The sequence below is a fragment of the Chryseobacterium sp. sg2396 genome (assembly GCF_042610505.1).
In the GTDB taxonomy this organism is placed as follows: Bacteria; Bacteroidota; Bacteroidia; order Flavobacteriales; family Weeksellaceae; genus Chryseobacterium.
In genome coordinates this window covers 105,151-120,215 of sequence record NZ_JBHGAQ010000005.1, presented here as the reverse complement: position 1 = coordinate 120,215, position 15,065 = coordinate 105,151, and the positions used below count along the sequence as shown (strand labels likewise).

General features: G+C 42.0%; 13 protein-coding genes. 5 read left to right on the top strand and 8 right to left on the bottom strand.

Annotated features, from left to right (window positions below):
• Nucleotides 1-28: 28 nt before the first annotated feature.
• From ACED20_RS07150 to ACED20_RS07115, 8 genes are all read right to left on the bottom strand, one after another.
• Nucleotides 29-1,927: an AMP-binding protein gene (locus ACED20_RS07150; RefSeq protein WP_294239328.1), complete on the bottom strand. Its 1,899-nt coding sequence runs from the start codon at nucleotides 1,925-1,927 to the stop codon at nucleotides 29-31.
• A 64-nt stretch (nucleotides 1,928-1,991) separates the two neighbouring features.
• The gene (locus ACED20_RS07145; RefSeq protein ID WP_294222795.1) at nucleotides 1,992-2,360 is read right to left on the bottom strand and encodes a response regulator transcription factor; all 369 of its coding nucleotides are present in this window, start codon (nucleotides 2,358-2,360) and stop codon (nucleotides 1,992-1,994) included.
• Nucleotides 2,361-2,415: 55 nt separating this feature from the next.
• On the bottom strand, nucleotides 2,416-5,079 hold the full coding sequence (locus ACED20_RS07140; protein WP_378104095.1) for an ATP-binding protein: 2,664 nt from the start codon (nucleotides 5,077-5,079) through the stop codon (nucleotides 2,416-2,418).
• The gene (locus tag ACED20_RS07135; protein ID WP_294239330.1) at nucleotides 5,072-5,266 is read right to left on the bottom strand and encodes a hypothetical protein; all 195 of its coding nucleotides are present in this window, start codon (nucleotides 5,264-5,266) and stop codon (nucleotides 5,072-5,074) included. Before ACED20_RS07135 ends, ACED20_RS07140 begins: the two co-directional genes overlap by 8 nt.
• Nucleotides 5,267-5,416: 150 nt before the next feature.
• Nucleotides 5,417-5,644 carry a DUF6814 family protein gene (locus ACED20_RS07130; protein ID WP_294231387.1) on the bottom strand — a complete coding sequence of 76 codons (228 nt, stop codon included), beginning with the start codon at nucleotides 5,642-5,644 and terminating at the stop codon, nucleotides 5,417-5,419.
• A 44-nt stretch (nucleotides 5,645-5,688) separates the two neighbouring features.
• Entirely contained in the window at nucleotides 5,689-7,269 is a 1,581-nt protein-coding gene (locus ACED20_RS07125) for an MFS transporter (protein ID WP_378104030.1), read from the bottom strand.
• A 74-nt stretch (nucleotides 7,270-7,343) separates the two neighbouring features.
• A complete protein-coding gene (locus ACED20_RS07120; protein ID WP_294231390.1) occupies nucleotides 7,344-8,723 on the bottom strand; it encodes a porin in 1,380 nt (459 codons plus the stop codon).
• 188 nt (nucleotides 8,724-8,911) lie between these two features.
• Nucleotides 8,912-9,328 (bottom strand): helix-turn-helix domain-containing protein, encoded by a 417-nt coding sequence (locus ACED20_RS07115; protein WP_294200967.1) that lies wholly within the window; start codon nucleotides 9,326-9,328, stop codon nucleotides 8,912-8,914.
• Nucleotides 9,329-9,488: 160 nt separating this feature from the next.
• Here ACED20_RS07115 and ACED20_RS07110 point away from each other — a divergent pair, with 160 nt between their 5' ends.
• From ACED20_RS07110 to ACED20_RS07090, 5 genes are all read left to right on the top strand, one after another.
• Nucleotides 9,489-10,088, top strand: coding sequence for a GNAT family N-acetyltransferase (locus ACED20_RS07110; protein ID WP_294231392.1), 600 nt, complete (start codon nucleotides 9,489-9,491; stop codon nucleotides 10,086-10,088).
• Nucleotides 10,060-11,256, top strand: a complete 1,197-nt coding sequence (locus ACED20_RS07105) for an argininosuccinate synthase (protein WP_294323510.1) — start codon at nucleotides 10,060-10,062, stop codon at nucleotides 11,254-11,256. Before ACED20_RS07110 ends, ACED20_RS07105 begins: the two co-directional genes overlap by 29 nt.
• Before the next feature lie 84 nt (nucleotides 11,257-11,340).
• Nucleotides 11,341-12,303: an N-acetyl-gamma-glutamyl-phosphate reductase gene (argC, locus tag ACED20_RS07100; protein ID WP_378104028.1), complete on the top strand. Its 963-nt coding sequence runs from the start codon at nucleotides 11,341-11,343 to the stop codon at nucleotides 12,301-12,303.
• A gap of 284 nt (nucleotides 12,304-12,587) precedes the next feature.
• The gene (locus ACED20_RS07095; RefSeq protein ID WP_378104026.1) at nucleotides 12,588-13,766 is read left to right on the top strand and encodes an aspartate aminotransferase family protein; all 1,179 of its coding nucleotides are present in this window, start codon (nucleotides 12,588-12,590) and stop codon (nucleotides 13,764-13,766) included.
• A gap of 304 nt (nucleotides 13,767-14,070) precedes the next feature.
• Nucleotides 14,071-15,030, top strand: a complete 960-nt coding sequence (locus ACED20_RS07090) for an N-acetylornithine carbamoyltransferase (protein ID WP_294223832.1) — start codon at nucleotides 14,071-14,073, stop codon at nucleotides 15,028-15,030.
• The last annotated feature ends 35 nt before the right edge of the window (nucleotides 15,031-15,065 follow it).

Genomic DNA, 15,065 nt, shown 5'->3' with positions numbered 1-15,065 from the left:
TTTGAATACTTGTTGTTTTAATTTATGTTTAATTTCTTGTTTGTGCCCTATATTCCTGGATTTTTTGCTGAATTTCCGCTATGATTTTTTCATCATCAATCGTCGACGGTACCTGGAATTCTTTGCCGTCCAGCAATGTCCGGATTAATTTCCTTAAAATTTTTCCTGAACGGGTTTTTGGAAGCCGTTTAACGGGCATTACATTTTTAAGGCAGGCTACGGCTCCGATTTTTTCCCGGACCATCTGTACAATTTCTTTTTGAATGTTTTCATCGGAAATTTCGGAACCGTTCTTTAAAACAACTGCTGCGAAAGGAACCTGTCCCTTCAGTTCATCGTCGATTCCCACTACGGCACATTCGGCAACGTCAGGATGCGAGGAAACGATCTCTTCCATTTCGGAAGTGGAAAGACGGTGGCCCGCCACATTGATCACATCATCGACCCTTCCTGTGATGAACAGGTAACCGTCTTCATCTTTTATGGCACCGTCACCCGAAAAATAATATCCTTCATATTGGGATAAATAGCTGTTTCTGAAACGCTCGTGGTCATTCCATATACCCAAAAGTGCCCCAGGCGGAAGAGGTAGTTTAATGGCCAGATATCCTTCGCGGTGGGCATCGAGTTCCAACCCGTTTTCATCAAAGATTTTAATATCATATCCGGGGATCGGCTTTCCGGCAGAAGCCCGTTTGATTCTGTAATTTTCGTCTGCCGTCATGAGACCCAGCATCGGCCATCCGGATTCCGTCTGCCACCAATGGTCAATGGCGGGAACGCCAATGTGTTTTTCAAACCAGTCGAGGGTGGCCACATCGCATCTTTCTCCGGCGAGAAACTGCTTTTTAAAGTGGGTTAAATCGTATTTTTTAACCAGTTTTCCGTCCGGATCTTCTTTTTTAATCGCGCGAATAGCGGTGGGCGCGGTAAACATCACAGAAACTTTATATTCGGAGATGATTCTCCAGAATGTTCCCGCATCGGGCGTCATCACCGGTTTTCCTTCAAAAATAATGGTCGTGTTCCGGTTGATCAGTGGTCCGTATACCGAAAAACTGTGTCCGACCGCCCATCCGAAATCGGAAGCAGCCCAGTAAGTTTCTCCCGGTTTTACGCCATAAATATAATTCATCGAAAATTTTAAAGCGGTGGCATAACCGCCGGTATCGCGGGTGATTCCCTTGGGTTTTCCTGTTGTTCCGGAGGTGTACAGCAGATAAAGCGGATGTGTGGATTCTACCGGTACGCAGTCTGCGGGTTCCGACTGTCGGACCAATTCTTCATAATCAATCAGTCCATCAAACATTTCATGCTGATTTTCTGCCAGTTTCCGGTTATACACAATAATGTTTTTCACTTTGTCCTGGGCAAGTTCAATCGCTTTCTCCACAAGAGGCAGATAAGGGATTCTCCGTGAGATTTCAACACCTGCCGTCGCGGTAATCAGGGCTTTCGGCTTGCAGTCATCAATCCGAACGACAAGCTCGTTTGGTGCAAATCCCCCGAAAACAACATTGTGGATGACACCAATCCTTGTACAGGCCAGCATTGCAAACAGAGTCTGCGGGATCATCGGCATATAAATAACCGCCGTATCTCCTTTCTGCAGCCCTAATGACACCAGCCCTCCTGCCAGCTTTGAGATTTCCTCTTTGGCCTGATGGAATGTATATTTTATTTTCTGACCGGTAACGGGGGAATCGTAAACAACAGCCGTCTGTTCCCCGAAGCCGTCTTCAATATGTTTGTCGATGCAGAGGTAGCACATATTCAGTTCCCCGTCGGAAAACCATTGGGGATAACCGTTTTCGTATTCCGAAAGAATTTGTTTGGGAAACTCAGACCACTGTATTTCATCAGCCTGTTCCTTCCAGAAATTCTCTTTGTCTTCTATGCTCCTTGTAAACAAATGTTCCGTATCCATATTATTTTTGTCTTTTAAAATTAATCCTGATACTCCGCAAGAATTTATCCGTTAAACCATTATATTATTCATTCACCATCATCTCCTCAATCATCTGCATCAGCTTTTTAATCGAATAAGGTTTGGTTATATAAGCATCTGCCCCCATTTCCAGTCCTTTCTCCATATCTTTGGGATTGTTTTTCGCACTTAGGAAAATAATTTTGGTATTTTTTAATTTCTCATCCTGTTTAATGATTTCTAGGGTACTGTACCCGTCAAGGTTCGGCATCATGATATCAAGTAAAATAATATCGGGGGTAATAGTCTTTAAAAATTCCACGACTTCCGTTCCGTCTCTGGCGATAAAGACGTCGTAGCCGTTTTTCCTGAAGCTGTATTCCAATGACATCAATATCTTATGTTCGTCATCTGCAATAATGATCCTTTTCATGTTTTCTTTTCTTTATTAAATGAGAACCCGAAGGGTTCAATTTTCTTCAATCATTTTAAGCAGGCAAAGTAACTGTAAAAGTTACCCCCAACCCGCTGTTTTCTGCTTTTATCGAGCCTCCCTGAGCCTTTACAATTTTCTTTGAAATGGCCAGTCCGAGTCCGCTTCCCGTCTGCTTCAGTAAATTTTGGTTTTTGGACTGGTAGAATTTATCGAAAATGAGTTCCAGATCTTCTTCAGGGATATGTTTTCCGGTATTAAATATTGTAATGACCAATCCGTTTTCTTTTTCAGTAAATTTGGTCTGGATGGTTCCCTGCTCGTCTGTAAATTTCAATGCATTTCCCAGAATATTCTGAAAAAGCTGGATCATCCGGGCTTCGTCATATGTAAATACTTCGTGATCGAGAAGGCTTACCTCGCTGATGTGGATATTTTTTTGCTGAATCAGATGTATCAGGGGATTCAGGGCTTTTTTATAGGTTTGCAGAATATTATTTTCTTTAATATGCAATGCAATCGCGCCATGTTCCAGCTTGTCCAGATACAGGATGTCGTTGATAATCTCGCTTAAACGGTCAGATTCAGTAATGATATTGTTCAGGAACTCTCTCTTGATGTCCGATGGGATGTCATCGTCTTCTGCCAGGATCTCTCCGGCGGAACGGATAGCGGTGATCGGCGTTCTGAGTTCATGGGCTACGGAATCCAGAAAATCATCTTTCTGCCGGTCTTTAATGATGAGGTTTTCATTGGCATTTCTCAGATCATTGGATAGTTTCTGCAATTCTTCAGACTGCTCGGTAAGTTTTTTATTCAGGATGATATTTTCTTTGGACTCCTCTAAAATATTCAGGACTTCTTTCAGCGAAATTTTATCTTCTTTGGTAACGCCTTCGATCAAAATTTTTGCCGAAGCGGTTCCAATCCTACCTGCCAGCAGGTTTTCCGAAAACTTGATGAATCTGGAGTCCGCCGTTTCCGCCTGGGAGTCGATATTATATTTTAAATTGAAAATTCGCATGGCCTGTTCGGTTTTCTTTCTGCCCAGAAACCGTTCCAGGATATTCTTGATATCCGAAACATAAGCGGTTCCGCGCCAGATGAAAGCATTTTCGTGGTTCTGAATGTATTTGTCGATATCAATGTAAAGCTCTGCAAAATTTCTTTCCCGATAATTGCCTTTGGTACTCACCGAAATGATGCTGAACAGCCCCGTATTTACCAGAAGCGACCAGAAAAAGATCTCCGGGATCCTGCTCAGATACGGAATGGTGAAAAATCCGAAAGCATCGTATAAGTCTCTTAGTACACCTTTGAACTCCTGGGTATAAGAGAAATAATACTGAGGGATGATTAACCCGAAATAACAGATGATGAGTCCGGCAATTAATCCGGCAAGAGCGCCTTTATAGCTTCCCCTGCGCCAGAAAATAGCCCCGAAAAACGCCGGTGCCAGTTGGGCAATGATTACAAACGAAATTAATCCTACCGAATCCAGCGAAGTTTTTAAAATAAAATATTTATAAAAGGCGAATGCCATAATGATCAGTGCAAAAATGCTGAACTTTCTGATGTTGGTAATGCTCCTGTTATTTTTAGCCTCATTTTCCGCTTTGAATTTACCCAACAACCCATAAGGGATGATCAGGTTGTTCGAAAGCATTATGGATAAAGTAATGGCCGAAATAATGATCATTGAAATAGACGAACTCAGGCCGCCCAGGAAGACACAGACTGTAATCCAGGTATTGTTGAAATGCTGCGGAATTAAGATAGAGTAAAATTCCGGATTGACGTTCTGCCCGTTGAAGATCAGCCTTCCCGCCCAGGCGATCGGAAAAATAAATACGGTGAAAATCAAAAGGTAAAGCGGAAAAAACCAGATGGCCGTTTTGATATGCTTTTCCTGTCGGTTCTCGACGATCCCGGTATGAAACTGGCGTGGCAGTATGCAGATGGCTGTTCCTGAGATCATACACAGCACCATCCAGTTCATGGCTCCTTCAATCCCGTTGAAGGTATTTTTTTGCTTAAAATCGGCAAACCGGCTGGCCTTTTCATAGATGTCCGAAAATCCGTCAAACACAAAATAAATAACGAATAGTCCCAGGATAATAATGAAGAACAGTTTTAAAAAGCTTTCGAAAGCAATGGCTGAAATAATACCCAGTCTTTTTTCAGAAGCATCGACATACCGGGTGCCATAATAGGATGAAAATAAAGCAATTAAAAGTACAACAAATGTAGCACTGTCGGTTAAAATATTCTTTGAAATTTCCGTTTCGGTAACCAGATGGAACGTTTCGGAAATCGCTTTAATCTGAAGTCCGATATAGGGCACAATGGCCAGAAGGCAGACGATGGTGATGATGGCACTGAGACTTCTGCTGTTGCCATATCGCAACGAAATGAAATCGGCCAGGCTGCTGATTTTATTAACCCTGGAAATCCGTACAATCCGGGTGTTGATGTAAATCCAGGCAGGAATAATCATAATGGGGCCAACGTAAATCGGCAGGTAATTGAGGCCGCCGGTTGCCGCTACGCCAATGCTTCCGTAATACGTCCAGGCCGTGCAGTAAACCGCAAGCGAAAGGGCATAGATGTAGGGATTATTGATCCACAGCTTGCTCTTCTTCCTTTCCGCCAGATAAGCGACCAAGAACAAAAGGGCCAGGTAAAACAAGACCACGGTGAACAGGGCGAAGCTACTCATCATATTTTTTTACGATTATAAAAGAAATAATGATGGAAACCATCCAGACCACGAAAATATAAACCAGAATCATCGGATACCCGAAAACCTCCCGCGAACTATTGAACAGCAGCGATACGGGGATGCTGAAGGTGATCATAAGACCAATGCTCAGGATAATCAGTTTCTGTTCGTGTCTCTTTTTCATGATTGATAATTGATAAATAATGATTGATTATCCAATAAAATGGAATCCATCATTTATTTTTATAATTTTTTTATGGCAAATAATGAATGATAATTGATTCTAAACAGAACTTTATCCGTCGCAGATCAATTATCATTCATCATTTATCTTTTAGCTTTTCTCATCAGCATATTCCCCTGTCAGTGCATAATATCCGAAAATAGCCATTCCGCCTGAGATAATCGGCATCAGCACAAACAAGATGATAATCCCGAAAACCAGATCTTCCTGTTTTCCAGAACTTATTTTGGGGATTCCCAATACCGTAATCCCGAAATATCCCACCACCAGCGCGATGGCGATCCAGAATATACCTAATATTTTTTTTAGTCCGTTCATTTTAGTAGATTTAAAATTAATAAAAATTTGAATGATTCAGGGCTTTAATCGTGAATATTGTTGTTCTTGTTTTTCAGATAAAACAATCCGATCAGCAGGCAGACGGAAGCCACTCCGATCGGGTACCAGAGCCCTTCGAGGTACCAGGTTGCATGTCCCGCTTCTTTTCCTGTCGTTACCAGATAAGTCGCTACTGCCGGAAGAAGTCCTCCGAAAACCCCGTTTCCGATGTGGTAAGGCAGCGACATCGATGTATAACGGATTCGTACCGGGAACATTTCTACCAAAAAGGCTGCAATTGGGCCATATACCATTGTTACGAAAATCACCTGAACGAATACTAGCAGAATTAGCAGTATATTGGTGTCGGTGTTGATCTTAACAGTTTGGGTAACTGTCGGTTTTTCCGGTTTTCCGTCTTTCATGACAGGTCCGGCTGGAGACCAGTGAATAATGCTGTCCTTTTTCATAAACGTACCGTCGGTGTAAGTCAGTTCTTTGTGGAAGGTAATCAGGCTGTCTGTTACAATCTTATCATGAACTTTTGCTGTTCTTTTTTCAACCAGGCCGCTTTCTGCCACGGTTTTGGATTTTAGATCGATGCTGTTGAACATTTTCTCATAAATCGGGCGGTAGGCCAGAATCGCAACCAGCATTCCCGTCATCATAACCGCTTTTCTTCCTACCTTATCGGAAAGCCATCCGAAGAAAACGAAAAATGGGGTTCCCATCAGAAGCGCAATGGCCATCAGTTTATCAACCTGCGCCGATTCGATGTTCATTACTTTCTGAAGGAAGCTCATGGCATAAAACTGACCTGTATACCAGATTACCCCTTGCCCCATAGCTGCTCCGAATAAGGCCAGTAATACGAATTTAAAATTGAATTTATTTCCGAAGCTTTCTTTTAATGGATTTTTGGAAGTTTTTCCTTCGCTCTTAGCCTTGGCAAAAAGCGGCGATTCTTTCATGTTTTTTCTGATGATATAAGAAACACCTACCATCAGGATCGATATCCAGAAAGGAACCCTCCATCCCCAGTTGTCAAACTCCTCGGAAGATAATGTACTTTTGGTAATTAAGATGATAATTAAAGAAATAAACAGCCCGGCTGTTGCCGTAGTCTGTATCCAGGAAGTCCAGTAACCTCTCCGGTTGGGTTGGGCATATTCTGCTACATAAGTGGCTGCGCCTCCGTATTCTCCGCCCAGTGCCAGCCCCTGTAATAATCTCAGGATCAGAACCAGTACAGGTGCCATAAAGCCGATGGTTTCATAACTCGGAATACATCCGATCAGGAAGGTGGAAAATCCCATAATCAGAAGAGTAACCAGGAAAGTGTATTTTCTTCCGATCAGGTCTCCCAGTCTTCCGAAGAATAATGCTCCGAAAGGCCTCACCACGAATCCTGCAGCAAAAGTGGCCAGCGTAGATAGAAATGCGGCGGTAGGGTTATCTGCCGGGAAAAATTTTGTTGCTAAAACAACGGCAAGGCTTCCGAAAATATAAAAGTCGTACCATTCGATCAGGGTGCCGAGTGAGGAGGCGGTGATAACGCTCCAGATCGTGCGGTTTTTCTGCTTCTCAGTCATGTTTTGATAAGCATCGTGATGATTTTCGCTCATATGGCTTGATTTAATGTTAGTTTAAATTGATAGTAAGTTTTTTGAATGTATTTTGATGGTCGGAGCCTGTTGTTCTACAGATAAATCTGGAACTGGACGATGAATTCCCCTTTTGAAGAAGGACTTTCCGTCGGACTCGTATATACCGGCCTTGTGGAATACTGAGTCGTAATTTTAGCGTGGTGGCCGTCCAGGAACCAGTTGGCCCCGACATCGAATTGAGATGACGATTTGTCTAACGCTTCAAAGCTTTTGTGCGTATAGGCGGCAAATGGCTGGATTCTGATTTTAGGTTTCTCCGCCTGGCTGGGTAATAACAGTCCGGCCTGGGCATAGATCATATTTCCGGTACCGATCACAGGCTGAAGATTTCCGGGGCCTGCAATGGCTTTCTGACCGATAAAATTCGGATCTGAAGCGGCTATGTTCATTGTTCCCAGGTTTCTCAGGTAATTCGGTCCGAACTGGTAATTGTAATAGCCGGCATACGCAGAAACGGCCATTTTATTTTTTGCATTTCCCAAAGGAATATCGGCAAAAGCATCCACGGCAAAAAGGCTGATGTCGTGCTTTTCGATATTTGAATTTACGGAAGTTCTTGTTCCGTCTTTTTGATGGTAAAATCCGGCTCCGACATTGAAAACCTTTTTAGTACCGAGATAAGATCCCACTTTGAAGGGAAGCATATTCGACTCTTCATCTAAAAACTGATATTCCACGTAGCCGGCTTTTGAAAAATTCGGGTTTCCATTGTTGTCTACGGCTACTGCTTTTGTCGGATCGGTAACGTTGGCAGGGGTGAGATCGGTAGCAAAAGGTTTGTTCAGGCTGAAGCGGTATTCCAGCTTTCCGTATTTTCCTTTGGCGAACATTCCCAGCTGGCGGGCAAACTGGTCCGAATTGTCGATCAGCGGCCAGGTAAAGACAGGAGAATCCAAAGTAAGGAAATTCAGGGTGGAAGCCATGGTCATCCTGGAAAGCCCCATATAATAATGCAATCCGGCTCCTAATGATAAGCTGAATTTTCCGGCTTCTCCGGGCATCACTACGGCATATTCATTCCAGGCATCATGAAAAAAAAGCTGCGTCTTTTTTCCATTGCCATTTCCGCCGGTACCGGTGGTTCCCGGTGCACCGCCATTGATGAACGTCTGATTGTTAATCCCGAAATGGAGCAGGATCATATATCTTTTGGAGATCTGGGCATACGCCAGAGTACGAAGTCTGCGGTTTCCCAGGCTCCAGGAATTGTCAGTGGGTTCTCCGCCCACCATGCTTCCCGGATTCATCTGGGTATTTCTCAACCAAAACTGGTCCCACAGGATGAATCTTACATATTTGTCGCCCTGCTGATTGAGATTAAGTTTCAATCCGCTTCCATAATCAGGTGACCCCTGAGAATATAACGAATTGCTGATTAAAGCTAATCCGATAAAAGTGAATATTTTCTTCATAAATTATCAATTTTTGGCGTTGTTTTTTGTGAAAGCCAAATTGTAATTAATAATTTAGTTACGAAAATTTAATATATATTAATGCTAAGGATATAGTCATAGTTTGTCAATTATGAATTATCAATGATGAGTTATAATATAAGTATCTAATTTTCAGAATTTATAATTCATCATTAATAACTTATAACTCATCTCTTAAATCGCTCCCATTTGATCAGCATGTATTTATCGGCGAATTGAGTAATAATGAGTCCTGAATTTTTAATGTTTTCTTCTTTAGACATATATTCGATCAGCTCATTCTGCTTCAGGATTTTATAGACCGGATGAAACTCCGAGTGAGGCGGACGGGTAATATTGTATTTCTTGATCCAGGAACTGATGGTGACATGGGAGACCCCGATAATTCGCTCGATTTCACGGAAACTTAATCCTTCAAGATAAAGCTGCAAGGCCTTGGTTACATAATAATCGTCAATCTGCTTCCCCAATTTTTTTACGGTAAAATAGTACCTGCAGTCTTTGCAGAGAAAACGTTGCTTGTCGTTAACGATCCCGCTTTTTACGATCTTACCGCTACTGCATTTCGGACATCTGTTTTCCATAACTATATCTTTTTAGCAAATATATAATAATTTAGCAAAGTATTAATTTTACGTAAAGATAAATTAACTTTTTAATAATATTTTAAGCTAAAAAATATCTTTAAAATTTGTTTTTTAAAGTGATTATGTTTTAAATTTGTCGAAAAATTCAGATAAATACATGAATATAGAAGTTTCCTCATCCATTCATTTAATGTATGTGAATGAAATTCAACAGGAAATGTACGATTCTGCACAGCGCAGAGGAACAGGGATTGCCAAACGTTCCATAGAATACCTCAGTAAAAAAATTACTGAAGGCAATGCGGTAGTGGCTACGGATAACGGGAAATGGGTAGGTTTCTGCTACATTGAAACATGGTCTCACGGACAGTTTGTGGCCAATTCCGGACTGATTGTTTCTCCGGATTTCAGGCACCTGGGAGTGGCAACGTTAATAAAGGATAAGGTGTTCGCTTTATCACGGAAAAAGTATCCCGAAGCGAAAATTTTCGGATTAACCACCGGATTGGCCGTGATGAAGATCAACAGTGATCTTGGTTATAAACCGGTCATTTATTCTGAGCTTACTCAGGATGAAGAATTCTGGAATGGCTGCAAAAGCTGTGTGAATTACGATATCCTGATGAAAAAAGAGCGGAAAAACTGCCTGTGTACAGCCATGCTTTTCGTTCCCGATCATGAAAAAAAAAGTAGTGCCGGATATATTCAGCCGGATAATCGATATAATAATGAGCAAGAAAGTAGTTTTAGCGTTTAGCGGAGGTCTCGATACCTCGTACTGTGCTAAATACCTCAGTGAAACACTGGGGTATGAGGTGTATGCCGTAACGGTGAACACCGGAGGTTTTACGGAAGAAGAAGAAAAAGAACTGGAGAAAAGGGCATTGAATCTTGGTGTAAAAAAATACAGGTGCATTAACGCTCAGGAAGATTATTATAACTCTTGTGTAAAATACCTGATTTTTGGCAATGTGCTGAAAAATAACACGTATCCTTTATCAGTAAGTGCGGAAAGAACGATTCAGGCACAGGAGATTGCAAAATATGCGATCGAAACAGGTGCGGATGCCATTGCCCACGGAAGTACGGGGGCCGGAAACGATCAGGTGCGTTTTGACCTGATTTTCCAGGTGATGTGTCCAGATGTGGAAATCATCACGCCGATCCGCGATATGGCTTTATCCCGTGAAGAGGAAATCGAATTTCTGAAAAGCCATGGATACGAAAGTGAATTTCAGAAAGCCCAGTACTCGGTGAACAAAGGACTTTGGGGAACGTCGGTCGGAGGGAAAGAAACCCTGACTTCAAGAAATTCCCTTCCGGAAGAAGCTTTTCCGTCGCAGGTTAAAGAAATCCAGTCTTCGGAACTGGAAATTGAATTTAATAAAGGTGAGGTCGTGGCTGTAAACGGAGAATACTTTGAACATCCGGTATATGCTATTCAGAAAATCGAACATTTGGCTTCGGTGTACGGCATTGGAAGGGATATCCACGTAGGAGATACGATTGTGGGAATCAAAGGAAGGGTAGGCTTTGAAGCGGCGGCGGCCTCTGTAATTATCAAAGCACACCATTTGCTGGAAAAGCATGTGCTTTCCAAATATCAGCAAATGATGAAATCCCAACTGTCCGACTGGTACGGAAACTGGCTTCACGAAGCGCTTTTCCTGGATCCGGTAATGAGAAACATCGAGTCTTTTCTAATGGATTCCCAGAAAACGGTAAGCGGGAAAGTCTTTATCACCCTTCATCCGTACCGGTTTGTTTTAAATGGAATTGAATCCGCACACGATCTGATGTCCGATCAATTCGGAAGCTACGGAGAAGCCAACAGAGCCTGGACCGGGGATGATGTGAAAGGTTATACCAAAATCCTGAGCAATTCATTAAACATATACCATCATATCAACAAGGCTGATCGTTAGTGGCTATTGGCTTCAGGCTTCATGATGTATAATTCATCAAATATACCGACAGAATTAATTCTGTTAAAAATAGTATTTAAATAAATGAAAACAGTAGGAATTATAGGAGCCAACGGCTATACAGGAAGTGAACTTGTCCGTCTGCTGGCTTTTCACCCGAACGTTTCACTGTGTTTTTTGTACAGCCGTTCAAATTCGGGAACGAAAATATCAGAAGTATATCCGGATCTGGAAGGAGTTTGTGAAATAGCGCTTACAGACCGGCCGGAAGAGGTGGATGTTTTGTTTTTATGCCTTCCTCATAAAGAGAGCCAAAATTGGCTGTCACAAAATACAGTGAATGATGAAACGCTGGTGATTGATTTGGGAAATGATTTCAGATTGGACGGGAAGTTCGGAAACAGGAATTTTATCTACGGTCTGCCGGAAATCAATAAAAAACAGCTTTCAGGTGCTAAAAGTATTGCCAATCCGGGATGTTTTGCCACGGCGATCCAGCTGGCGTTACTTCCTTTGGCTGAAAAAGGTTTGCTAAATGAAATATTTACAACAGGAATTACAGGTTCTACAGGTGCGGGACAATCTCCACAGCCTACCACGCATTTTACCTGGAGAAATGACAATATATCGGCTTATAAGACCCTGACGCATCAGCATGTAGATGAAATTTTGCAACAGCTGGATGCACGCAGTTCAGATAAAATTAATTTGAATTTTGTTCCGTGGAGAGGCGATTTTGCAAGAGGAATCTTTACAAGTTCCACGGTTAAAACGGATACAGAACTTCCGGAAATACAGCAGTTGTTTAAGGATTTTTATGCAGATGCGCCTTTTGTAAAAGTAAGTGAAAAAGCCATTGATTTAAAACAGGTTGTCAATACCAATCGCTGTGTGATTCAGATTGAAAAATGTGGGAATGTGACAGTTGTTCACTCAGCGATTGACAATCTTTTGAAAGGTGCTTCGGGACAGGCGGTGCAGAACATGAACATTGCGCTGGGATGGGACGAAAACCTCGGGCTGAACCTGAAACCGATAGCTTTTTAAAGGTGAATTGGCAATAAGTCAATGGTGATTTTTATAACCCATTAAAACCGACTTGGGAAATGCAGACGCTAAGAAATTTAAAAGAATTTCCGTTAAAAAATTTCCTCTGTTTGAGTGACGGATATAAAGACTCTTTAAAAAACGAATTTTACTTTCTGTCCGAGTTAAGAAATTTTAGCCGGAGTTTCCAAGTCTTGAATTTTTGTTTCTTTTGCTTCAGGGTAAAAGGAAATGTACAAGTGGCTGTCATTCAATGAACATCAATTATCAACTATAAATAAAACATGAATTTATTCAACGTATATCCATTATTTAACATCAATCCTGTGAAGGCTCAGGGATCATTCCTCTGGGACGACAAGGGAGAACAATACCTTGATTTTTACGGAGGCCACGCTGTTATTTCTATCGGCCATAATCATCCGCATTATCAGAATAAATTAAAAGAACAACTGGATAAAATTTCCTTTTATTCAAACTCGGTTCAGAATGAGTTACAGACCGAACTGGCTGAAAAGCTGGGTGAACTTTCGGGATTGGAAGATTACAGTCTGTTTCTGTGCAATTCGGGGGCGGAAGCCAATGAAAATGCACTGAAGCTTGCTTCCTTTCATAACGGGAAAAACAAAGTGCTGTATTTTTCGGGTTCCTTCCACGGACGGACTTCCGCAGCTGTTTCCGTGACGGATAATCCTAAGATCGTAGCTCCTGTCAACTATGACGAAAGGTTCATCAGATCCGGTTGGAACGACATTGGTCAACTGGAAGAAGTTTTTAAAAAGCACGGTCATGAAATTTCATCCGTAATCATCGAAGGCATCCAGGGGGTCGGCGGAATTATGATCCCGAAGGCGGAATTTTTAAAGAAAATTAAAGATCTGTGCGAACAGTATAATGCGGTTTTAATTCTGGATGAAGTACAGTCGGGCTATGGAAGAAGCGGGTATTTCTTTGCGCATCAGGAGTTTGGAGTAGAGGCAGATATTATTACAACAGCTAAAGGTATGGGGAATGGTTTCCCGATCGGCGGGGTGCTGATCCATCCGAAGTTTCAGGCGACCAGCGGTATGCTGGGAACCACTTTCGGCGGTAATCATCTGGCCTGTACGGCCGCCATTGCCGTTTTGGATGTAATGAAAGAAGAAGATCTTATAGAAAATGCCCGTATAATGGGGGATTATATTGAAGCGGAGATTAAAGGCTTACCGCATATCAGCGAGATCAGGCGCAAAGGATTGATGATCGGGATTGACCTTGACCGGGATTGTGCAGAGGTAAGGAACAGTCTGTTGTACGATCATCATATTTTCACAGGCAACTCCAATGATAAAACAGTCCTGAGGATTCTTCCGGCACTGAATATTAAAAAAGAGGAAACCGACTTGTTTATTACAGCCCTGAAAACGGTTTTGAAAAGCTTAAGTGCAAAAGAACAGGAAATTTTAACCCATAAGGTACATTAGATTTAGATTACAGAAGAAGAAAAAATCGAAAATTTTCAAGGGGTTAGCCTGTAACTTCGGCAGGATTTAAACCATAAAAGTCACAAAAGGTTTAATAAAATGAAAGAGATAAAATTCCCGCTATGAAACAATAAGATCACAAAAGTTTTAAGAAAATTTTTGATTTTCATCTCATTTGTTCTAATAATATTCTCAAAGCAATTTAAAATTCTCTCATGTGACTTATATATTAAAATAAAGCGCAGCCATCTGTGAAATCTATGGGAAAAAAACAATAACCGAAAGCTATTTAAAATCCATTACAATGAAAAAATTTACCGCTGTAAGTGACGTTGAGAACTTACAGGAAATGATAAAAAAAGCCTTACAGATAAAAAAGGACCCGCTCTCGGAAACAGAGAAAGGAAAAGGAAAAACCATCGGACTGGTATTTTTGAATTCCAGCTTACGGACCCGTCTCAGCAGCCAGATTGCCGCTCAGAATTTAGGATTGAATGTTTTAACGTTAAACGCCGCCCAGGAAGCCTGGAATCTTGAATTCGCAGATGGAGCTGTTATGAACGGCGATACAGTGGAGCATATTAAAGATGCCATCGAAGTCCTGAACCAATATTGCGATATCATTGCCGTGCGTTGTTTTGCCGGGATGAAAAACAAGGAAGATGATGTGAATGAAAGCATTTTAAGCCAGTTTGAGCAGCACGCCAAAGTTCCGGTTATTTCGCTGGAATCGGCAACGCGCCATCCGCTGCAGAGTTTTGCAGACTGCATCACGATTACCGAAAACTGGACGGAAGAACGAAAGCCGAAAGTGGTTCTGACCTGGGCACCGCACATTAAGCCGATCGCACAGGCCGTCGGGAACTCATTTGCCGAATGGATGCAGGAAATGGAGGTTGACTTCGTGATTACCAATCCTGAAGGTTATGACCTGGATAAAAATTTTACCAAGGATGCAAAGGTGATTCATGATCAGGACGAAGCCTTAAAGGATGCAGATTTTGTATATGTGAAGAACTGGTCTTCTTTTGATGAATATGCGGCAATGCCGGAAGTGAAAGAGAGCTGGATGCTAACCAACGAAAAGCTGGAAGCTACCAATAAAGCGAAGGTAATGCACTGCCTTCCGGTCCGCAGAAATGTAGAGCTGAGCGATGAGGTGATGGACGGAGAAAACTCCATCATTTACCAGCAGGCTAAAAACCGGATCTTCTCGGCGCAGGCCGTATTTTCTGCAATTCTGGATGAACTTAGTATTGAATAACTGACTAAACCTCACAGGTTTTTAAAACCTATAAG